17 protein-coding genes and 1 pseudogene are annotated in these 22,278 nt (G+C 45.4%); 15 read left to right on the plus strand and 3 right to left on the minus strand.

Translation table 11 applies throughout. The features are described 5' to 3' along the window. Window positions 1-279: 279 nt before the first annotated feature. The 10 genes and pseudogenes from QNO02_RS15510 (at window position 280) to QNO02_RS15555 (ending at window position 11,719) form a co-directional block, all read left to right on the plus strand. Entirely contained in the window at window positions 280-2,094 is a 1,815-nt protein-coding gene (locus QNO02_RS15510; RefSeq protein ID WP_289389206.1) for a glycoside hydrolase family 43 protein, read from the plus strand. Window positions 2,095-2,326: 232 nt separating this feature from the next. Next, complete coding sequence (locus tag QNO02_RS15515; protein ID WP_036615511.1) at window positions 2,327-2,641, plus strand: ArsR/SmtB family transcription factor; 315 nt, start codon at window positions 2,327-2,329, stop codon at window positions 2,639-2,641. Then, on the plus strand, window positions 2,638-5,106 hold the full coding sequence (locus QNO02_RS15520) for an FAD-dependent oxidoreductase (protein ID WP_289389207.1): 2,469 nt from the start codon (window positions 2,638-2,640) through the stop codon (window positions 5,104-5,106). The genes QNO02_RS15515 and QNO02_RS15520 overlap by 4 nt, the downstream gene beginning before the upstream one ends. 251 nt (window positions 5,107-5,357) lie before the next feature. Continuing rightward, the gene (locus QNO02_RS15525) at window positions 5,358-6,176 is read left to right on the plus strand and encodes a MerR family transcriptional regulator (protein ID WP_289392796.1); all 819 of its coding nucleotides are present in this window, start codon (window positions 5,358-5,360) and stop codon (window positions 6,174-6,176) included. A 39-nt stretch (window positions 6,177-6,215) separates the two neighbouring features. Then, complete coding sequence (locus tag QNO02_RS15530; RefSeq protein ID WP_076327522.1) at window positions 6,216-7,388, plus strand: MFS transporter; 1,173 nt, start codon at window positions 6,216-6,218, stop codon at window positions 7,386-7,388. A 229-nt stretch (window positions 7,389-7,617) separates the two neighbouring features. Beyond that, window positions 7,618-8,202 (plus strand): TetR/AcrR family transcriptional regulator, encoded by a 585-nt coding sequence (locus tag QNO02_RS15535; protein WP_289389208.1) that lies wholly within the window; start codon window positions 7,618-7,620, stop codon window positions 8,200-8,202. Window positions 8,203-8,361: 159 nt separating this feature from the next. Then, a complete protein-coding gene (locus tag QNO02_RS15540; protein ID WP_289389209.1) occupies window positions 8,362-9,231 on the plus strand; it encodes an NAD(P)-dependent oxidoreductase in 870 nt (289 codons plus the stop codon). A gap of 29 nt (window positions 9,232-9,260) precedes the next feature. Further along, window positions 9,261-10,313, plus strand: a complete 1,053-nt coding sequence (locus QNO02_RS15545; protein ID WP_289389210.1) for an LLM class flavin-dependent oxidoreductase — start codon at window positions 9,261-9,263, stop codon at window positions 10,311-10,313. Between the two features lie 56 nt (window positions 10,314-10,369). Next, window positions 10,370-11,319: pseudogene (locus tag QNO02_RS15550) on the plus strand (alpha/beta hydrolase). A 133-nt stretch (window positions 11,320-11,452) separates the two neighbouring features. Further along, window positions 11,453-11,719, plus strand: a complete 267-nt coding sequence (locus QNO02_RS15555) for an ROK family protein (RefSeq protein WP_289389211.1) — start codon at window positions 11,453-11,455, stop codon at window positions 11,717-11,719. A gap of 194 nt (window positions 11,720-11,913) precedes the next feature. Here the strand turns inward: QNO02_RS15555 and QNO02_RS15560 are convergent, their stop codons facing one another. Next, the gene (locus tag QNO02_RS15560) at window positions 11,914-12,720 is read right to left on the minus strand and encodes a helix-turn-helix transcriptional regulator (protein WP_289389212.1); all 807 of its coding nucleotides are present in this window, start codon (window positions 12,718-12,720) and stop codon (window positions 11,914-11,916) included. A 135-nt stretch (window positions 12,721-12,855) separates the two neighbouring features. On the opposite strand from QNO02_RS15560, the gene QNO02_RS15565 reads away from it, so the two are divergent. Further along, on the plus strand, window positions 12,856-14,277 hold the full coding sequence (locus tag QNO02_RS15565) for a family 43 glycosylhydrolase (protein ID WP_289389213.1): 1,422 nt from the start codon (window positions 12,856-12,858) through the stop codon (window positions 14,275-14,277). A gap of 123 nt (window positions 14,278-14,400) precedes the next feature. Here QNO02_RS15565 and QNO02_RS15570 read toward each other — a convergent pair whose 3' ends face one another. After that, entirely contained in the window at window positions 14,401-15,315 is a 915-nt protein-coding gene (locus QNO02_RS15570; RefSeq protein ID WP_289389214.1) for an AraC family transcriptional regulator, read from the minus strand. A gap of 216 nt (window positions 15,316-15,531) precedes the next feature. Between QNO02_RS15570 and QNO02_RS15575 the strand changes: the two genes are divergently transcribed. From QNO02_RS15575 to QNO02_RS15590, 4 genes are all read left to right on the plus strand, one after another. Then, a complete protein-coding gene (locus tag QNO02_RS15575; protein WP_289389215.1) occupies window positions 15,532-16,407 on the plus strand; it encodes a fumarylacetoacetate hydrolase family protein in 876 nt (291 codons plus the stop codon). A 21-nt stretch (window positions 16,408-16,428) separates the two neighbouring features. Continuing rightward, entirely contained in the window at window positions 16,429-17,895 is a 1,467-nt protein-coding gene (gucD, locus tag QNO02_RS15580; protein WP_289389216.1) for an alpha-ketoglutaric semialdehyde dehydrogenase GucD, read from the plus strand. A gap of 16 nt (window positions 17,896-17,911) precedes the next feature. After that, window positions 17,912-19,888, plus strand: coding sequence for a YjhG/YagF family D-xylonate dehydratase (locus tag QNO02_RS15585; RefSeq protein WP_289389218.1), 1,977 nt, complete (start codon window positions 17,912-17,914; stop codon window positions 19,886-19,888). 62 nt (window positions 19,889-19,950) lie between these two features. Continuing rightward, the gene (locus tag QNO02_RS15590) at window positions 19,951-21,651 is read left to right on the plus strand and encodes a glycoside hydrolase family 43 protein (protein ID WP_289389219.1); all 1,701 of its coding nucleotides are present in this window, start codon (window positions 19,951-19,953) and stop codon (window positions 21,649-21,651) included. Between the two features lie 133 nt (window positions 21,652-21,784). On the opposite strand, the gene QNO02_RS15595 is transcribed toward QNO02_RS15590, so the two are convergent. After that, on the minus strand, window positions 21,785-22,141 hold the full coding sequence (locus tag QNO02_RS15595) for a DUF3221 domain-containing protein (RefSeq protein ID WP_127549420.1): 357 nt from the start codon (window positions 22,139-22,141) through the stop codon (window positions 21,785-21,787). Window positions 22,142-22,278: the final 137 nt, after the last annotated feature.

Raw genomic sequence — 22,278 nt, forward strand, 5'->3', positions numbered from 1 at the left:
TAGCATTTATATGTAAATGAACACCAAGAACTTTGTATACTTGAGGTAAAATAAACAAATACGGCGATAACTTTAATTTCTTTGCATGAGGAGCAAGTCAAACATTCCAATCAGGGCAATATATTTCCTGCGAAAGATTCACATGATCTTCTACATACGAGATTACAAAATATACTCATTCCGCTGTTTTTGAAGTATGATACAACATAAGTAGAACGCTTTCATTTTTATATTACTGTTAGTATACAATCAATTTCATTTTCAGGAGGCTCTTTACCATTGACCAAAACAACTCCAAATTATGATGGGTATCTCTTTGTACATTTTATTGGCGAACAACCAGATGGAGAGCAGGTTTATTTCTCTTATAGCGAGGATGGTCTTCACTGGAAGGACCTTAATGGCGGATCACCTGTGCTGTTTTCCGACCTTGGAGAAAAGGGGGTACGGGACCCGTTTCTGGTTCGTTCAGTCAAGGATAATAAATTTTATCTGATTGCTACGGATCTCCGCATCGCAAGCGGCAAAGGATGGTCTCAAGCCGTTAATGCCGGGAGCCGTGACGTAATTGTATGGGAATCCAGCGATCTCGTAAACTGGTCATCCCCATGGAACGTTACACTAGGTGTTGAGGGCGCTGGATGTGTCTGGGCACCAGAAGCTGTGTATGATGAAATGGCAGATGAGTTTCTTGTATTCTGGGCTTCTGCGACGCAGGAACCTCAGGAGCAAGAACGAAAGCAAAAAATATATAGCGCTCGCACAAAAGACTTTCGTACGTTTTCTGCATCGGAAAAATACATTGAACGGGATAATCACATTATAGATACAACGATTCTTCCTGCGGATGGATCTTATTATCGATACTCCAAGGATGAAACAACCAAAAACATACGGGTAGAAAAAGGAGACTCTCTCGACAAAGAGGCGTTTGTTACGCTGCAAGCCCCGGTACTGGAGGCTATGGCAGGAGTGGAGGGACCTCAAATCTTTAAATTCAATGACAGGGAGGAATGGTGCCTGATTGTTGATCGATTTGCTGAAGGCAAGGGTTATCTTCCTCTGCTGACTACGGATCTGGGAAGTGGAGAATTCCGAATCGTCCCTGATGGTGATTTTGATATGGGATCAACTCAGAAGCGGCATGGAAGTGTCCTGCCAATCACAGCTGAGGAGTGCAGCCGGCTTCTCGCGGCTTTTGGGGATGGTCATCAGGTGCTTCCCGGACAATATGCCGATCCTGATGTCGCACAGTTTGGGGATCGCTACTATATGTATCCAACAACAGATGGCTTCGAGGGGTGGTCGGGTACACAGTTTAAGGTGTTTTCTTCTTCAGACCTGAAGCATTGGCAAGACGAAGGCGTGATCCTTGATCTGGGAACAGAGGATGTAGCTTGGGCAACCGGTAATGCCTGGGCACCGGCAATTGCCAGCCGTAACGAAAAGTTCTATTTTTATTTCTGTGGCAAAATGCTGAACGACGAGAGTGCCATTGGCGTTGCTGTAGCAGATACACCGATTGGTCCATTTCTGGCCGAGTCGCAGCCTTTAATCACAATGGAGCAATTGAAACGTCTGGGCATTACTATGGGCCAAGCTATTGATCCCTCCATCTATGTCGAAGATGATGGAAGACCGTATCTGCTATTTGGCAATGGACATGGTGCTATTGTGGAGCTTGGTGAAGACATGATAAGTGTCGTTGAGGACACAATGAGCAATCTGGCGGGCTTGCATGATTTTCGTGAGGCGGTAACCGTGTTGAAGCAGGGTGGACTATACCACTTTACATGGTCCTGTGATGACACAGGTAGCGAAGACTATCATGTGAATTATGGTACGGCAGAGCAATTATATGGTCCAATTACCTATCGATACCCAATCCTGAGCAAAAATGTGGAGAAGGGCATACTGGGCACAGGTCATCACTGTATATTTAATGATTCCGAAACAGGTCAATACCAGATTGCCTATCACCGTTTTGTCACCCCACTATCTAGATTTTCCTCTGGAAAGGGGTATCACCGCGAAATATGTATGGACCCGCTTCTTTTTGGTAAGGACGGACTGATTCAGCCTGTTATACTCTAATAAAAGACCTTCAGTTAAATCGCTATTATATGAAGAACTGATACAGCATGATTGCCTGTCAAATGTCGCTTTTAGCGGTTTTGGCAGGCATTTTTATCATCCACCTGGAACAAGCCAAAACAGTAGGGTTGAGCGTGTATGGAACTTATTAAACGCATTAACTCCAGAATACATTTGACAGGAGAATCAATAAATCGTATTATTACGATATAACGATTTAGGAGGAATACTTTTGAACACTCCCGCTTTTGACAGCAATAACATTAAACAGTTCGATGAACCAGCTAATCTGCTGAAAGCTCTGTCTCACCCCATTCGTTTATGCATTGTGCGCGGACTGATGATGAAAAAAAAATGTAATGTTTCTTATATGCAGGAATGTCTGGATCTTCCCCAATCAACAGTCTCACAACACCTCCAGAAACTTCGTAGTGCAGGTATTGTTGCTACGGAGCGGAATGGTCTTGAAGTGAACTATGTGCTTGCCGATCAACGGGTTGAACAGATTATCAAAACTTTATTTGAAAAGGATGATTGTGAATCATGAGCAAAAAAGTACTCATTGTTGGCGGTGTAGCTGGAGGTGCATCTGCAGCTGCACGTCTTCGCCGTCTGGATGAACATGCCGAGATTATTATCTTTGAGAAAGGGCCCTACATTTCATTTGCCAATTGTGGTTTACCTTATTATATAGGTGGCACAATCGATGATCGAGAGCGTCTGCTGGTGCAAACGCCAAAAGGGATGGCAGATCGCTTTCGTATCGATGTGCGTACAAGAAGTGAGGTCGTAGCTATTGATTCGCAGAAGCGAGTGGTTAAGATACAATCCCAGGAGCGCGGTGCATATGAAGAAAGCTATGACGAGTTGATATTGTCACCAGGTGCAAAACCGATCATTCCCGATCTGCCGGGTAAGGACAATCCACTAATATATACCGTACGAAGTATTCCAGATATTGATCGGATCAAAGACCAAGTAAGTTCGTCTAACAACAAGTCTTCGATTGTCATAGGCGGTGGATTTATAGGTGTGGAAATGGCTGAGAATTTAAAGGAAGCTGGTCTGGATGTAACGCTGATTGAGGGGAACGCACAAGTACTCACACCCTATGATACCGAGTTAGCAGCCGCATTAGCACAGGAAATGGAGAATCATGGTGTAAACCTGCTGTTTTCCAAACGTGTTCAGGGATTTCATTCCCTGGAGCAGGGCATAGGGGTTGAACTTGCCGATGGTCATGTGTTGACAGCTGACATGGTTATTCTTGCGATAGGCGTAATGCCGGACACCTATTTTTTGAAAGATAGCGGCGTTTCGCTGGGTGCACGTGGACATATTATCGTAAATGAAGCCTTGGAAAGTAGTGTGCCACATATCTATGCTGTTGGGGATGCCATCGAAGTAACGGAAACCATTCATGGTACGAAGGCAACGATACCACTTGCCGGACCTGCCAACAAACAAGGCCGTATTGTTGCCGACCGTATCGCAGGGCTTCCTTCTACCTATAGAGGAACACAAGGTACGTCCATTATCAAAGTATTTGGAATGACCGCAACTACGACAGGCAGTAATGAAAAAACACTACAGCGTCTTGGCGTGGACTATCAAACCGTTATCGTACACCCTGCTTCTCATGCATCGTATTATCCAGGTTCAAGCGCAATTACTCTTAAACTGCTGTTTACTCCGGAAGGTAAAATTTTGGGCGCACAAGCAGTCGGTTATGATGGAGTGGATAAACGAATTGATGATATTGCTGTAGCCATTCATTTCGGAGGACATGTACGGGATTTGACAGAGCTTGAACTGAGTTACGCACCACCTTATTCTTCTGCCAAAGATCCCGTAAATATGGTTGGATATGCAGCAGAGAATATGATCACTGGACGTGTTCAGACGTTCACCTATAATCAACTGGCTGATCGTCAGCCGGGGCAGTCGATACTTCTGGATGTTCGCAGTGAAATTGAGCATCAAAATGGTCATATTCCGGACTCAATCTCTATTCCAGTTGATGAGCTTCGTCAACGTTTAGATGAATTAGACCCATCCAAAGAAATCTGGCTATACTGTCAAGTCGGCTTACGTGGTTATACAGCTTCGCAAATTTTGCGCCAGCATGGTTTTAGTGTAAAAAACTTGAGTGGTGGTTATAAAACATACCGTCAAGCCCAGTTTAAGCCTGCTCCATTTACTGCTGTAAAACAAGATCATCATGATCCTGCGGTGGACGATAAGGAAAAGGAGTCTATTCCCACTCCCTCAACACAGCCGCAGCGTATTGATCATGAGTTGAACGTATGCGGATTAAGTTGTCCTGGTCCGCTAATTCAGGTTAAGCAGAAAATGGATCAACTCTCGAACGGAGAAACCCTTCGCGTGAAAGCTTCCGATCCAGGATTCTATGAAGATGTCAAAGCATGGGCCACAATGTCGGGTTCCACAATCTTGCAGTTGGAAAGACTGAAAGGCGGTACAATTGAGTCTGTCATTGTTAAAAATACGGCACAACCCGGATCAAATACCCCAATCAGCGATCCTGCCAGCACGATGGTTGTTTTCAGTGGTGATCTGGATAAAGCGATTGCTTCACTCATTATTGCAAATGGCGCAGCAGCCAGTGGACGGAAAGTAACCCTGTTTTTCACGTTTTGGGGATTGAGTATTATTCGTAAGCCGCAACCGCAGAAGTTATCCAAAACTATGATCGGTCGTATGTTTGATATGATGTTACCTCGCGGCAGCCAGAGGCTTGGCATGTCCAAAATGAATATGCTCGGAGCAGGCCCGAAAATGATCCGTGGTTTGATGAAAAAACATCATGTGCCTTCGTTGGAAGAATTGATTGAGAGCGCAATTGCTCAAGGAGTAGAGATCGTTGCCTGTCAAATGTCCATGGATTTAATGGGAATTCAGCGTGAAGAATTAATAGACCAAGTCAAAATTGGTGGTGTCGGTTACTATCTTGGACAAGCATCACAAGCCAATCATAATCTGTTTATTTAAAAAAAGTAATGCTGAGCAGGATATTTGAATGCGTACCGAAAGGATGCCACCATGCGTGGCATTTTTTTGTTCAAAAATAATGAACGTTTCATTCAAAAACGCTTCTTTGACTTACCCATAACAGCAACATAGAGTGATGACAAGGACGGTGATTGATTTAGCTAGGCAAATGAGAAGCATATACACCCTTGACTTTCCCCTGTACGGGAAACTATATACTCACATTATGTTAAAAGATTGGAGATGATATGTTGTTCAAAATCAGTGCGTTTTCCAAGCTAAGTAGAGTCTCATTAAAAACACTGCGTTATTATGACCAGATTGGCATACTTAAGCCGAGAAAGGTAGATCACGATACGGGTTACCGTTACTATTCCGCAGATCAGCTTCTCGAGCTTAACCGAATCTTCATTTATAAAGAATTGGGGTTCACGTTGCCACAAATCACACAGCTGTTACAGGAGCATATTACATTGGAGAATATTCAAGGCATGTTTAAGCTAAAAAGAAGCGAAATTCAGCAGGTTATCGATACGGAACAAGCCAAACTCGTCCGGATTGAGGAACGCATGCAGCTTATAGAGGAAGAGGGGCACGTCGAAACTGGACAAGAAATTCGAATCAAAGAGGAGGGTGCTCGGCAGTTTCTTTTTCAGACAGGGTGTGGGAGGGAAGAGGATATCCCGAGTTTATTTCATCAGTTTGATCAATCATTAACAAAAGAAATGCGCCAACTGATCGACGGACCTCAGGTTGTTTTGTGGAAAGAAATCGCAGGACAAGAGGAAGAGTTCGAGTTTGAAATAGGTTACTTCTTAAACTGTGAGCTGCGATCACCTCCCGACCCATTTCAACTGCGGACTCTTCCTGCCGAGCCCATGATGGCCACCATAGCTTATCGTTCCAATGCCACCTTTGCCTGTAAAGCCTGTGTTCATCTAGCTACATGGATTGAGAATAATAACTATCAGATCAAGGAGAACGGAGCTGGTAGGGAGTTATACTTACCCTTATCTCAAGAACAAGATGTACAGTTTATAGAAATACAAATCCCAATACTAAATAGATAACTGAAGAATAGATAACTGAAGAAGACGGAGTGGATTAAAGTGAAAAATAAATGGATTATATATATCTTGGCATTGGCTGTTTTTCTGATTGGAACCCTTGAATACATTATTACAGGAGTCATTGAAATGATCGCCTCAGACTTGAGCGTATCTACTTCCGAAGTGGGTTTACTGGTGACTGTATTCGCTCTGGCAGCGGCCATTATCGCTCCGATTCTCATTGCAATTACAATAAATATGGATCGCAAGAAGTTACTGTTGTCCGCCCTCAGTGTGTTTATTGCCAGCAACGGACTTATGCTTGTTGACCTTTCTTATGAAACTTTACTATGGGTGCGAATTATTCAAGGGGCTAGCGGAGGAGTGGCTACCGTAGTAGCGATGGCCGTATCGACACGACTGGTTGAAAAAGAAAAAAGGGGCAATGCCATCGGCATCATTTTGATGGGGCTAAGCAGTTCGCTAGTGCTCGGTGTCCCATTGGGCACATTTTTTAGTGAAATGTTTGGATGGAGAGTTCTATTTATATTCATTGGATTGTTAAGTGTTCTTCCATTACTTATTATCTACAAAAAGGTTCCGGCAATCAAAGAGGAAGAAAAGATCACGCTCAAAATGCAGCTCTCCATTTTAAAAAATCCACTCATTCTGACTGCCTTGCTTATTACATTATTGTATATCGGCGGCTATTCGACACTGTTCACGTATATTACGCCTTTCTTGCAAGCTACATCCACTCTTTCTATGACTGAAATAAGCGGTGTTCTGTTTCTCGCGGGAATTTGCAGCTTTGTCGGATCAAAAGTGGGCGGACAATTGGCAGATGCAAAGGGATCAAAGTTTACAATTTGTCTAGGCCTTCTGTTACAAGGCATAACTCTTCTTTTGTTTGCTCTAGCTGGAGTTAATCTTATGATATTAATCTTGGTTTTAATGATTTTTATGTTAGCAACGTGGAGCATATCTCCGGCCCAGCAACTATATCTGGTTACACTGGCACCTCGTAATCCCGACATTGCCCTTAGCGTAAATACGTCATTTATCCAATTTGGTTTTGCACTAGGATCTGGATTAGGTGGGATTGTGATCAGTCGTACATCTGTCCTGTATTTAAATTGGTTGGGGTTTGGAGCTGTAGGAATTGCTTTACTTCTTGCCATACTGCTATTTAAGAAATCGAGAAGCAGGACTGGAACTCCAGATCCAGTGTAATTTCAGTGATGGGTAAATTCTTGCTTATGAGTAAAATAAAAAGAGGATCTCTTCAGCATTCACTGCTCAAGAGATCTTTTTGGTGTATAACAAAGTTAATATTTTTGGAGTTAGATGTAAAATATGCTCATATATTATTCAATGGATAAATTTTTAATAACGATTAACAACCGGCAAAATTCTTTTCTGGACTGATCAGTTCAGATATGTTATATTTCTGAAACGGGAGGTGTTACTTATCGCCAGGACTAAAGAATTTGACAAAAATCAAGCGTTGCACCAAGCGATGCTGTTGTTTTGGAAAAAAGGATACGAGGCTGCTAGCATACCGGATTTACTAGAAGTGATGGGCATTAGCCGATCCAGCCTTTATGATACGTTTTCCGACAAGCAAACCTTGTACAGAGATGCCCTGGAGCATTATAAAAAAGGGAGTTCCAATAAGCAGACCATTCTTGAACAAGCATCAAACGTTAAAGATGGAATTCTTCAATTTTTTGAGTATCATATTGCTTCAGCATACGATACCAGCCTACCGGGCGGATGTTTTGTAACAAATACAGCTACAACATTGGAGTCATCAGATGAACAGGTAAATGTCTTGATACAGACTAGTTTTTCGGAGTTGGAACAAGCATTTTGTGAGCTTTTGGAGAAGGGCCAACAATCAGAAGAGATAGATAAAACAACAGATATCAAAACAGTGTCTTATTTATTGCTGAATTTACATCAAAGCATAAATATTATGGCCAAAACAGGTCAAAATCCAGAACGTGCAAAAGAGATGATTAGCTTTGTAATTGCAGGGATATAATTTTTTTTAGCAATATTGGAATGATTGTTCCGTTATTGTGTTTCTCATATTTTGAAGGTTCCATTTGAAGAGTATCTGTAAAACCATAATTTTTTTGATCATTCTGGAACATTCATTCCGTTATTGAAACAATCCATCAACAAGAAGGAGATGCAACCAATGAAGGTATCGTTTATTGGACTTGGAAATATGGGCCTTCCAATGGCACAAAACCTGTTGAAAGCGGGTTATGACGTAGTCATCTTTAATCGGACCCCTGAAAAAGCTGAACCATTAATAAAACAGGGAGCACGGTATGTCCAAACACCACTAGAGGCAGCGAAAGAAAGCAATCTTGTAATTACCATGTTATCTGATGATGCTGCATTGAGAGAAATTGTTGAGGGACCAAATGGAGTTCTGAACGGATTATCTGAAAATGGAATTCACGTATCTGCCAGTACAATCAGCGTAGATCTGGCTAGGAAATTATCCGCTTTGCATGTAGAGAGACACCAGCACTTTGTGTCTGCCACCGTAATGGGGCGCCCGGATGCGGCTAAAGCAGCTACATTGCGCATTATTTTAGCTGGTCCGGAACATGCAAGACAACGAGTACTTCCCATGTTAACAGTACTAGGTCAAGAGATATTTGAGATTGGGGATCATGGCGAAGAAGGTAACATTGTCAAAATAGGCGTTAACTTTCTAATTGCTTCAATGCTGGAAGCATTGTCGGAAGCGCAGCTCATGGTTGAAAAGCACGGCATTAAGCCGTCCCGATATATGGATGTTGTGAATGCTCTTTTTCAATCTCCGGTATATCAGAACTATGGAGCGATCATGACCGAACAGCGATTTGAACCAGCCGGTTTTAAAATGAAGCTCGGGTTAAAGGATGTTGCATTAGCTATCGAGGCAGCCAAGTCAGTTCAAGCTCCACTCCCTTTAGGTCAGCTTATTCATCAACACCTCTCTGAAGGTATTACCCATGGTTATGGTGAGTTGGATTGGACGGCTTTAATCCGTTGTCTTGAGCATTCCTCTTAAGGAAAGAAAAATATAAGGAGAGATTAATTATGGAAATAGGTGTTACTTCATTCGTAGAAACAAAGCCTGATACTAAGACCGGAGTTGTGATGAGTCACGCACAGCGATTGCGAGAAGTCGTGGAAGAAATCGTCCTTGCAGATCAGGTAGGACTTGATGTGTTTGGCATAGGTGAGCATCATCGTGATGATTATGCCGCATCTTCACCAGCAATGGTGTTGTCCGCTGCGGCGCCCCTCACAAAACGGATTCGATTGACAAGTGCTGTGACGGTCCTATCTTCAGCAGATCCTGTCCGTGTGTTTCAGGATTTTGCCACGCTTGACGGTCTCTCCAATGGACGTGCCGAGATTATAGCGGGTCGAGGTTCCTTCATTGAGTCCTTTCCACTGTTTGGTTATAACCTGCATGACTACGAGGATTTATTTAATGAAAACATTGAACTGCTTCTTAAATTACGGGAATCCGAGAAAGTAACTTGGAGTGGAGGCCATCGACCAGCGATACATAATCTGGGGGTATACCCGCGGCCTGTTCAGAATTCTATACCTGTATGGATTGGTAGCGGAGGTACTCAGGAGTCTGCCATACGTGCTGGAATTCTAGGTCTGCCACTAGTTCTGGCAATTATCGGTGGTAATCCAACGAAATTTGCGCCACTTGTAGAACTGTATAAAAAGGCGGCAACTCATGCTGGTCATGATGTATCACAGCTTCGGGTAGGTTCACATTCTATCGGATTTGTTGCAGAAGATACGGAAAAAGCCGCAGAACTCTTTTTCCCGTCCACTCAGTACGGCATGAATAAACTCGGCAAAGAGCGGGGGTGGGCATATTACGATCGTTCCAGCTATGACGCTGCCCGCAGCTCTGATGGTGCGTTGTATGTAGGGGATCCGGAAACAGTTGCTCAAAAAATTATTCATCTGCGCAAGCATGTAGGAATTACACGTTTCATGATGTATGTTCCCTTAAGCACGATGCCACATGAGTTGGTAATGCAGGCTATAGAACTGCTCGGTAAAGAGGTTGCACCGCGAGTACGAGAGGAAATTTCCAAGTGGGAAGCTGAAATGAGATAAGGATTAACTAAAAAACATAAATGAACGAATTCATTATTATATTTGGAGGAATTATCATGAGTATTGAGACACGTATATTACCAGAATTAAGAGAGGTATATTCACAATTTCCAGGGTTTGAATTGGAGAAAAATTTAGAGTGGAGCAGAAACTTAGTATCGGCTGCATCGGTGAAAAAATCAGAGCATGTAAACACAACTAGCCGGAAAATTCCGAGGGATGGAGGTGAGATGCTGGTCAAAATTTATGAGCCAGCCGAACGAATGATTTACTACCAGCCATGTTATGGATTCATGGGGGTGGGTACGTGTTAGGACATCCAGATATGGACGACAAATTGTGCGAACGTTTTGTTCAGACAGCAGAATGTATTGTCGTATCAGTCGATTATAGGCTCGCTCCTGAGCACCCTTATCCTGCGGGGATTGAAGATTGTTATGCTGGATTGGTTTGGATGACGGAGGAAGCAGCAATGCTTGGCATTGATGTGAATCGGGTTGCGATTGCCGGTGCTAGCGGTGGCGGAGGACTGACAGCAGCACTCGCGCTGATGGCACGTGATAAAGGAGGTCCGTCTATTATCTTCCAAATGCCATTGTATCCGATGTTAGATAATCGTAACATCACGCCATCTAGTCATGAGATTACAGAAGAGGGTTCAATCTGGAACCGAACGGACAACGTGGCTGCTTGGAATATGTACCTTGGTGAGGAGAACGATATCAGTGGAAGTTCTTCTTATGCAATACCTTCGAGAGCAGAGAGCTTGGCCGGATTGCCACCAGCCTATACTTGTGTAGGTCAGCTCGATCTATTCCGAGACGAGACGATGGAGTATGTGGCACGATTAGCACAAGCAGGTGTGGATGTAGAATTTCACCTCTATCCAGGTTGCTTCCACCTTTTCGAAATTCTTGCTCCAGAAACAGAAGTGAGTCAAAGTACTGTTAAGGGTTATATGGATGCAATGGCTCGTGCTCTTCATCCCAATAGAACCCTTAATTAAGGATTGATGAATCAGAACCTTTTAAGTTAAAGAAAATTTATAATAGGAAACTTTATGTCAGAAGAAGTCACTAAATTAGTGACTTCTTTTGTTTGGAGATATAAGTATAGATAAATAATCCAAAAAGTTCGAAATGGGGTTAAGCTCCAGGATTCCAATCAGGAAGACTCTTGGATTTGGTCTTTCCAATGTAATCAATCTATTCAATCCAGAAGTGATTATTGTTGGTGAAGGAATGTCGGCAGCCGGTGACCGCTTGCTGAATACAGTACGTGACACGGTTAAAAATCATGCATTGCATCTCTCATCCGTTGTATGTCCTATCGTACAAGCAAAGTTAGGTGGGCAAGCAGGAATGATCGGCGCGGCTGCATATGCAAAAAATAAGATGCCATTATAAGGTATCACAATATGATAATTGATCAATCATGCTTGAGAATATGTCATTGCATCATACAGTCTAAAACCTTAACTTAAAATGACAGCAGAGAACGCTAACAACCTCGATGACGTTTATACCGATTAAATGGCTAAAGTATGTAAACGCCTATTGGACAGAGTGGGAATTTTTCCATTGATCTAAGTACATCCCCCTTAAAAGTGAGATTTATATCCCAACTCTGTTAAGTCAGCCGGGACACCTTCACGTCGTTTATGAAACTGTTTGGGCGAGGAACCGGTCATTTGTTTGAACTGCCTGCAAAAATGCTCGACATTACGGTAACCGCATCGATCGGCAATCTCTGCAACCGTATACAAATGATGTCTGAGATATTCTTTGGCCAAACGTATTCTGCTATGAATAACATCCTCCATACACGAGAGGCCAAACGATTTCTTGTACATCAACTGCAGGTACCCCGGGCTGACGTTTATGATCTTCGCCATTTCCGATATGGTCCAAGGATGGCTGGGATGGTTATGAATTGCCGTTCGAAGCTTCAACAGAGGATAGTGCTGAGGACTAATATCCTCTTGGACACAAGACTCAAGCAATTTATTGAACAAGGTTCGCAGCAAGCAATTGATCGATGATTCCCGGTAATCGTTCTGAAAGGAATGCTCTGCAACAAGCAATTGGAACAGCTTATGACAGTATTCCGGATCATCCAGCGGGAAAGGTGTGCCTGGCGGAAGGGAGGCGGTTACAAACGGTTCATCACTTTCAAAACGAATCCAATCATTTATATAGCGCTCTGAACAAGCCCGATAATATATTTTTTGATACGGTTTGAAAAGTACAGCACAATGAGCCGGGTATTCCTTAAGTTGTCCATCAACCCAAAACTGGGCAGGGGTCTGTGTAATGACTAATAACCAGGCATCATGCCCTTCCGGGATATCAAAAACAAAATGATTCTGATGCACCGCGTCACATTCAACGTAAAAAATAGATGTCATGGTTCTTCCCCTTTATCTTTAAGTTGTAGAAAAGAATAACCCATACACTACTTAAGCTATTTTCTATTATACGAGAGTTATCTTTATTTCATAGAACGAATGTACTATTACAATTATATGAGGAGTGTAGCTGGAATGAACAAGCAGGGGTTCAACCCATATCTTCCATCCTGGGAGTACGTACCTGATAGTGAGCCTTATGTATTCAATGAAAGAGTGTATGTGTATGGTTCACATGACCGTTTTAACGGACATGCCTTCTGTCTGAACGATTATGTATGCTGGTCTGCACCCGTGAATGACCTTGGGAATTGGAGAAATGAAGGGGTGATCTACCGAAAAACAGATGACCCGCTGAATCCGAATGGCCATATGTGTTTGTATGCACCAGATGTTACGCTGGGTCCCGATGGGCGGTATTATCTGTATTATGTGCTGGATAAGGTACCCGTTGTTTCGGTGGCTGTATGTGATGCACCTGCCGGTAAATATGAATTCTATGGTTATGTACAATATGACGACGGCACTCGTCTGGGCGAAAGAGAAGGGGACGAGCCCCAGTTCGATCCCGGCGTGATGACTGAAGGACAGCACACTTATCTGTATACCGGCTTCTGTGCGGCCGGAGACCAATCAAGACATGGCGCGATGGCCACGATGCTAGGTCCGGATATGCTGACGATTGTGGAAGAACCCATATTCGTAGCACCGAGCGAGCCTTACAGTGAGGGCAGCGGTTATGAGGGCCATGAATTTTTTGAGGCGCCTTCCATTCGGAAGAGAGGTGATACCTACTATCTGGTGTATTCCTCCATCGTTATGCATGAATTATGTTATGCCACCAGTCGATTTCCAAATAAAGGATTTACATATCAGGGCGTCATCGTAAGCAACTGTGATCTCCATATCGACTCCTACAAACCTGCTGACAAACCCATGTATTATGGAGGCAATAACCATGGCAGCATTGTGGAGATCAACGGAGACTGGTATGTCTTCTATCACCGTCATACCAATGGGGACGCATTCAACCGGCAGGGCTGTATTGAGAAGATATCTTTTGAAGAGGACGGCAGCATTCCTCAGGTGGAAATGACCTCCTCTGGTCCAAGTGGGAGAGCGCTTGAAGGAAAAGGCGAGTACCCCGCATATATTGCATGTAATCTTTTGACCAAAGATGATCAGAAGTACACTGGAGGTTTCGGGGCAGGAGCCTGGTTGGACAGCCGCTTTCCAAAGATCACCCAGGATGGTAGAGACGGTGATGAAGAAGTCGGATATATCGCCAATATGGTTGAATCCGCAACGGCAGGTTTTAAATACTTTGATTGCCGAGGAATTCGCCAGGTCTCGATCAAGGTACGGGGTTATTGTCACGGGGTATTTGAGGTCAAAACCGCATGGAACGGTCCTGTCCTGGGTATAATCCCGGTACATTTCACCAATCATTGGAAACCCTATTCAGTCGAGATGACCATTCCGGATGGTATACAGGCTTTGTATTTTACGTACAGAGGTTCTGGAAGTGCAAGCCTTGCATCATTTATTTTAGCGTAATCCTCAAACACATGATCTGAGCAATCCAGACAAAACAAAGCAGCTGCTGGTCATCCAGTAGCTGTTTTGTTGACCGATCAGCCTATGCGGCTCAGACAATTGGGGGGGGTTATGATTAAACTTTTAGTCATCCGCAACGTTGGCTCCTCCAGCCTGCTGCGAATGGCTGCGATATTCGCTTGGCGCGATGCCTGTCCACCGCTTGAATTGGCGACTAAAATGCGCATTGGTCTTATACCCCAGCATCATCGCAATATGGTCTATGTTCAAGTCGGTTTGCTTTAACAGCCGCTGCGCTTCGTTCAGAAGGGTTTCGGATAGAAACTTGCGTGGAGCGATGCCGTATACCTGCCGAAAAATACGATTAACCTGTGACGGGCTAATGCTCAGCGACTTGGCAATGTCCTGAATCCAGGTTCGATCGCTCTCCTGAATTTCCCCGTGAAGATGGATATATCTTACCGAATCCTCAATGTGCTCAGCAATCTGATGGGCAATAGTTTCTTTTCTCGACAACGTAACGGATGCTTGCTGAGATAACTGACCGACCAGGGAACCGAGCAGTTCAAACACGGCCGCATGTACCTTCATTTGTTTGGAGGAAGATAGTGAGCTAGACAAATGCTCTGTGGACAGACCATACAAAGTAGACAGGGAAGGGGAGAGCCCCAGAGCCAAATTCGAATTTGCCGGATAATAGATGTCTTTGCAACGGTTAAGTTCTCTGCAAAAGGATGTATCGTGTATGCTGAAATGCACAGAAAAATAAGTAAACCCCTCCGGTCCGGCTCCGGTGCAAGAGTGGGTCATACCAGGCCGGATGAACAGAAGGTCACCAACCGACTGACGATAAGACTGCCCGTTGACAACCATGTTCATCTGCCCGTCCATCATCCAGTGCACTTCGTACATTGAATGTTCATGAGACGGATAAGTCCAGCTGGAATCTACTTTTCTTGCATGCAGCCCCAATAATTGAAAAGACATGCGAACATCGGGCAGACGACCTAAATACACAGCATCCGAAAGCTTGGTCACAGCAAACCAACCCCCTTGTACTATTCTATATACCAACATCCTGTCATCGGATTGTCCTCGTAAATTATCTTAGTTTAATGGATCTAACCTCATCTTAACAGAAAAAAAATGCGTGAAAAGGGTAAATCGTCGGAGTGATTAGAACATCGTCATGAACCATAGCGGGTGCTATGGTAGTATTATCAACCCGATGGGGAAAAATGGAGGCAAGCTTGAATGAGAATTATTCGATTTCTGGACGGACAACAGAAGTGGCTGGCAGCCGTTACGGATGATGAACAAGCGTATCGTTTGCCACAAGCAGATTTTATGACTTTGATCCATCAAGCAAGAAAGCAGGGGATTTCTCCAGTTCAACTTGTTGAAAGCGCTTTTAAACCGTTAAACAAGTTAACTGACGATTGGACTTCCTTACATCTAATTACTCCATTGGAAGCTCCGGAAGTATGGGCGGCGGGTGTGACTTATCAGCGCAGCCGGGAAGCACGAAATTATGAAGCGACGGAAGGCAAGCTGGATGCAAAGACCTTTTACGATAAAGTTTACGATGCCGAAAGGCCGGAGATCTTTTTTAAATCTACAGCAGCCCGCACCGTCGGGCCCAATGAGCCTGTCACGCTTCGCAGCGATTCCAATTGGCAGATCCCGGAGCCTGAGCTGGGGTTGGTGCTTGCCGCGGATGGCAGCATTGTGGGATACATCGTTGGCAATGACATGAGCTGCCGCGATATTGAAGGGGAAAACCCGCTGTATCTGCCGCAAGCAAAAATGTGGCGCAATTCCTGCTCCATAGGTCCGGCCATTCGTCTAGCGGAAACGGTGCAGAATCCATATGCTTTCAGCATCGTCTGCGAAATATATCGTGAAGGTGAAATAGTTGTCAAAAGCGAGGCAAGCACAAGTGAGTTAAACCGAAAACTTGATGAGCTGGTCTCCTTTCTGGCTAGAGATAACGATCTCTTTGACGGTACGGTGTTATTGACAGGCACAAGCATTGTGCCCCCTAATGATTTTACACTTGCACCAGGGGACCGCATTGAAATATCCATTAGCGATATCGGGACACTTATTAATCCAGTCATTTCAAACTAATGCACAAGGAGGATGAATGCGATGACCACATTTCAGGTAGAGCAGACATACAGCAATTACATTAACGGAGAATGGGTGAAGGCGACATCCGGTGAAACCGAACCGAGCATCAACCCGGCGAATCGGAAGGAGGTAGTTGGCTACGTACCCACCTCAGGCGTAGAGGATCTGAACCGGGCTGTTGCAGCCGCGAAGGAAGCAGCAAAAGATTGGCGGAGGTTATCGGGCGCAGAACGCGGAAACTATCTATTTCAAGCAGCCAATGTGCTGGAACGCCGGGTCGATGAAGTTGCAGAGGCGATGACCAGAGAAATGGGCAAAACACTCCCTGAAGCCAAAGGAGAGACACTGCGCGGTGTCGCGATCTTAAGGTATTACGCCGGAGAAGGCATGCGAAAAACCGGTGATGTCATTCCATCAACGGATAGCGAAGCGCTGATGTTTACGACCCGCGTACCCCTTGGCGTTGTAGGGGTTATTGCTCCTTGGAATTTCCCAGTAGCCATTCCGATTTGGAAAACGGCTCCGGCCTTGATTTACGGCAATACGGTTGTGTTGAAGCCTGCTCAGGAAACTGCGGTCACTGCGGCTAAAGTAATGGAGTGTTTTGAAGAGGCGGGCATTCCGGCAGGCGTTCTTAATCTGGTATGCGGCAGAGGCTCAGTGATCGGATCTGCACTTGCTGAGCATCCGGATGTGGGCGGAATAACGTTCACAGGTTCCAATGAAGTGGGCAAACGGGTCGGCGGCGCAGCACTGGCACGTGGGGCCAAGTATCAACTTGAAATGGGTGGGAAAAACCCGATTATTATCGCGGCTGACGCTGACCTGGATTTGGCTGTGGAAGCCACGATCAGCGGTGGGTTGAAATCGACCGGGCAAAAATGTACGGCCACCAGCAAGGTCATTATTGAACGAAAAGTATACGATGCCTTCAAAGAAAAGCTGCTCTCGCAAATCCAGGAAATTCGGCTGGGTGACGGCATGTCTTCTGGAAGCTGGATGGGTCCATGTGCAAGCGAAGGACAGCTCAATACCGTGCTGAGTTATATTCAAAAAGGCCAAGATGAAGGTGCCGTTCTGCTCACTGGCGGAAAAAGAGGGGACGGTCCGGGACTGGAAGAGGGATTCTATGTGCAGCCGACCGTATTCGAAGGGGTCGAATCCCATATGTCCATCGCCCGGGAAGAAATCTTTGGCCCGGTTCTGGCCTTGATTGCGGTAGATTCCCTGGAGGAAGCGATCGAAGCGGCTAATGATAGCGATTATGGCTTGAGTGCTTCCATCTATACACAGAACGTCGGAGCCATGTTGTCTTTCATCCGGGACATGGATGCAGGACTGGTCAGAATTAATGCAGAAACAGCCGGCGTAGAGCTGCAGGCTCCGTTTGGCGGAATGAAGATGTCAAGTTCACACTCCAGAGAACAGGGGCAAGCGGCTATCGAGTTTTTCACGGCCATCAAAACGGTCTTTGTGAAGTCATAAACTGTGGGAGGCTATCATGTACGAACAGATTACGTCGATTATGGGAGAGACCGCGTCCAACTGCTTCGATATCATAGCACATGCTCCAGGGGCTACCGGACGTCTGCCTTTAACGGATGATTTGCTGCGGAATGCTCCAAGCGGCGACTTGTTCGGCATGTCCCAGAATGTTGGAATGGGCTGGAAGCCCGGGGAATTGAACGGAAAACAATTTCTGATCTTGAGTACACAAGGTGGCATACGCAATGAAGACGGCAGCCCGGCAGCACTCGGTTACCATACCGGCCACTGGGAGGTCGGCCTGCTGATGAAGGCTGCCGCAGAAGAACTGTCAAGCCGGGGAGGAATCCCGTTTGCTGGATATGTCAGCGACCCGTGTGACGGCAGATCACAGGGGACAACCGGCATGTTTGACTCGCTTCCGTACCGGAACGATGCCGCTATGGTATTTCGCAGACTGATTCGCTCGCTGCCAACTCGTAAAGGCGTACTTGGTGTCGCCACTTGTGACAAAGGTCTTCCAGCGATGATGCTCGCACTTGCCGGCATGCCGCAATTGCCTGGTGTAATCGTTCCCGGTGGCGTCACACTTCCGCCTACCGATGGAGAGGATGCCGGTAAAATTCAGACCATCGGTGCACGGTACGTCAACGGGGAACTTTCTCTGGAAATGGCTTCGGATTTAGGATGTCGAGCTTGTGCTACACCGGGAGGAGGCTGTCAGTTTCTAGGTACCGCGGCTACGGCCCAGGTTGTAGCAGAGGCACTGGGTATGACAGTGCCACATGCCGCGCTTGCACCTTCCGGGCAGCCCATCTGGTTTGAAATGGCGCGCCAATCGTCACGTGCACTCATCCATATGGAGTCAAAGGGGATGAGGATGGCAAACATTGTCACTGATGCATCCATTCGCAATGCGATGACCGTTCATGCTGCGTTTGGCGGATCGACCAATCTGCTTCTTCACATACCGGCGATTGCCCATGCCGCCGGTTTAACCGTACCCACGGTACAGGACTGGATACAGGTCAACAAAAATGTTCCAAGGCTGGTTAGCGCCCTGCCAAATGGACCGATCTTTTATCCGACCATACGTGTCTTTCAGGCAGGAGGTGTACCGGAGGTCATGCTACACCTCAGACAGCTTGGTCTGTTGGATGAGTCTGTACCAACGGTTACAGGTACTTCATTGGGTCAGGTACTGGACTGGTGGGAATCGTCGGAACGCCGTCTTCTCATGCGGAAGCAGTTAGAAGAGCAGGACGGCATCGATCCAGACAGTGTCATCATGAGTGTAGAGCACGCTCAGCGGCTTGGAATCTCATCGACTGTAACATTTCCAACCGGGAATATCGCTCCAGAAGGTTCTGTCATCAAATCCACCTCTATTGATCCTGCTGTATTGGATGAACATGGCGTATATCGTCATCGTGGCAGAGCAAAGGTTTTTACCACTGAACGTGAGGCGATCCATGCGATTAAGACCGGAGGTATTCTGGCTGGCGACGTTGTTGTGCTTCTCGGGCGAGGTCCATCGGGAACTGGAATGGAGGAGACGTACCAGCTTACATCTGCGCTTAAACATTTGCCTTTTGGCAAATACGTTTCACTAATTACGGATGCCCGGTTCTCCGGTGTTTCCACCGGAGCATGTATTGGTCATGTTGGCCCCGAAGCGCTGGCAGGCGGACCGATTGGCAAGCTGCGGAACGGAGACCTGATTGACATCGCGGTTGATCGTAACACGCTGGAGGGTAGCATTAACTTTGTCGGAGAAGGCGAATTGGAGTTTTCACCGGAGGAAGGTGCTCTCATCCTGGCACAAAGGCCCTTTCATCCAGATATGAGGCCTGATGAGGCTTTGCCGGATGATACAAAGCTCTGGGCTGCATTGCAATCGGTCAGCGGTGGGACTTGGAGAGGGAATGTATATGATGTCGAGCGGATCATAACCGCCCTGGAAGCCGGCAAAAAAGCGCTAGGCTGGTACTGATATCTACCTTTCGTGAATCTGCTGTTGTACAGATCATTACTTTCATACCGGAGGTTTCTTCCATGAATAAGATCAAGAAAATGATCACCAATCCCATCCTTCCCGGTTTCCATCCCGATCCGTCCATCTGCCGAGCAGGGGAGGATTATTATATCGCCACTTCCACCTTTGAATGGTTCCCTGGTGTACGGATTCACCATTCCCGGGATCTGGTTCATTGGCGGCCCATCGCTTCTCCGCTGACTCGTGTAACGCAGTTGAACATGGAGGGCAACATTAATTCCGGAGGCGTATGGGCACCCTGTCTTAGTTACAACAACGGTGTGTTTTACCTGATCTACACCGATGTCAAAAGCCGGGTAGGCGCTTTTAAAGATACCCACAATTACCTTGTGACAGCAACGGATATCGAGGGCCCTTGGTCCGATCCGGTGTATCTGAACAGTAGCGGTTTTGATCCTTCCCTGTTTCATGATGAAGACGGACGTAAATGGCTGGTCAATATGATATGGGATCACCGTAAGGGCAAAAATCGGTTTGCAGGCATCGTTCTTCAGGAATATTCCGTCCAGGAACATAAGCTGATCGGACCGGCCATGAACATATTTAAGGGAACAGAATTAGGCCTGACCGAAGCACCCCACCTGTATAAACACAAGGACTATTATTATCTCATTACGGCTGAAGGTGGAACCGGTTATGAGCATGCGGTTACCTCAGCACGTTCCCGTACGTTACAAGGTCCTTATGAGGTCGATCCTGCCAATCCGATCCTCACTTCATACGGCAGACCGGATTTAGCTCTGCAAAAGGCAGGCCACGGTAGTCTGGTCGAAACGCATACCGGCGAATGGTACATGGCTCATCTGGTCGGACGACCCGTTCAGCACAAATATTGCATTCTTGGACGTGAGACCGCACTTCAGCCATGTACGTGGAGTGAGGACGGCTGGCTGAGACTTGCGAGCGGTGACCGATATCCGGAGGTTCAGGTGCCTGCACCGATGATCCCGTCCCATCCGTTTGAGCCGATTGCTGAAATGGATGACTTTGATCACTTTGAGCTTCGGCATGATTGGAATACACTTCGCATTCCACCCGATTCGACTTGGCTCAGCTTGACGGAACGTCCCGGTTACATACGATTGCACGGCATGGAGTCGATGAGTTCAACGCACAGGCAAAGCATGATCGCACGGAGACTTCAGGCCTTGAAGTGTGAAGCCGAGACGTGTCTTGAATTTGCGCCGGACCATCCACAGCAAATGGCCGGATTGATTTTGTACTACGATACCCAGGACTATCTCTACTTACGTGTAACTTATCATGAGGAGAAAGGGCTCTGCCTGGGGATCATTCAGTCCAAATACGGGGTATACGACGAACTGCTGGAGGATATTCCGCTAGAGTTGGTGAGCACGCTCCGTTTAAAGGTTGTGGTGGATCAAGATCGCGCCCGCTTTTATTATGCGTTAAATACTGATTCATCTTGGAATACAGCAGGCGAGTGGGTTGATATCACACATCTGTCCGATGAATCTCCGGAGTATATCCGGTTTACGGGAACCTATATCGGTCTTTGTGTGCAGGATCTAGGTGGAACCCGAAAACATGCCGATTTTGATTACTTTAAATATAAAGAAACAAAGCATGTAGCTGGTGTATTGGAAACGGAAATGGAGAGCCTTACCTTTGACGGCGTAGAGATGATTAAAAACCTTAAAAGCCTTAGCATTGATTTGAATGAATTTCGGGAGGGCTAATGAGAGGAGAGGCCGGTCGGATTTATCCGTACGAGATTTAACTCCGAACTCTTAAAACCAATAAGATAAAAAGACCTTACGTTTGCTTTGAAACGTTAAGGTCTTTTTATCGTTTTAAACAATCGAAGAATTCTCAGCCTATTTTTTCAATACTCACAACGGTTCTAATGGGTGGCGAGGGTTCTAGTTGGTCAAAGCCAGTAGTAATTCTTACTCTTTGCCCTACCTCAATTGTTTCATATGTTTCTCTATTGACCAAATAATACGAACCTTCCTGGTCTTGTGCTAATTCTATAAAATCCTCAAGATTTCCATTCTCCAGGTCTTCCTTACTTACATTTTGAAGAACAAGAAATTTGTACTTGTCATTTTCATCTGTTTTAAATACTACAGTGCCCTCGAAAACTGGATAATTCTCTTTCTCATCCTTGTTAGAACAGCCCGAAAGTATAATCATACTAATGAAGATAAACAATATTATTTTTTTCATAATGACCTCCTTGATTTGAAATAAAGTTTTCCCCTTGTTTTTTAGTATACCCTACGTAAAAAAAGCAAATTATTACTATAAGGTAATTCATACGAAAAAAGTATGCAACATGGCATGAGAATTCCTTTAAATAATAA

Origin of the sequence: Paenibacillus sp. PK1-4R, assembly GCF_030369595.1 — a bacterium.
Taxonomy (GTDB): domain Bacteria; phylum Bacillota; class Bacilli; order Paenibacillales; family Paenibacillaceae; genus Paenibacillus.

Excerpts from the sequence above, each read along its gene's own strand:
- QNO02_RS15585 (WP_289389218.1), top strand. The coding sequence starts at position 17,912 with ATGTACGAACAGATTACGTCGATTATGGGAGAGACCGCGTCCAACTGC.
- QNO02_RS15520 (WP_289389207.1), top strand. The coding sequence starts at position 2,638 with ATGAGCAAAAAAGTACTCATTGTTGGCGGTGTAGCTGGAGGTGCATCT.
- QNO02_RS15555 (WP_289389211.1), top strand. The coding sequence starts at position 11,453 with ATGGGGTTAAGCTCCAGGATTCCAATCAGGAAGACTCTTGGATTTGGT.
- QNO02_RS15575 (WP_289389215.1), top strand. The coding sequence starts at position 15,532 with ATGAGAATTATTCGATTTCTGGACGGACAACAGAAGTGGCTGGCAGCC.
- QNO02_RS15595 (WP_127549420.1), bottom strand. The coding sequence starts at position 22,141 with ATGAAAAAAATAATATTGTTTATCTTCATTAGTATGATTATACTTTCG.
- gucD (WP_289389216.1), top strand. The coding sequence starts at position 16,429 with ATGACCACATTTCAGGTAGAGCAGACATACAGCAATTACATTAACGGA.
- QNO02_RS15540 (WP_289389209.1), top strand. The coding sequence starts at position 8,362 with ATGAAGGTATCGTTTATTGGACTTGGAAATATGGGCCTTCCAATGGCA.
- QNO02_RS15590 (WP_289389219.1), top strand. The coding sequence starts at position 19,951 with ATGAATAAGATCAAGAAAATGATCACCAATCCCATCCTTCCCGGTTTC.
- QNO02_RS15560 (WP_289389212.1), bottom strand. The coding sequence starts at position 12,720 with ATGACATCTATTTTTTACGTTGAATGTGACGCGGTGCATCAGAATCAT.
- QNO02_RS15545 (WP_289389210.1), top strand. The coding sequence starts at position 9,261 with ATGGAAATAGGTGTTACTTCATTCGTAGAAACAAAGCCTGATACTAAG.
- QNO02_RS15565 (WP_289389213.1), top strand. The coding sequence starts at position 12,856 with ATGAACAAGCAGGGGTTCAACCCATATCTTCCATCCTGGGAGTACGTA.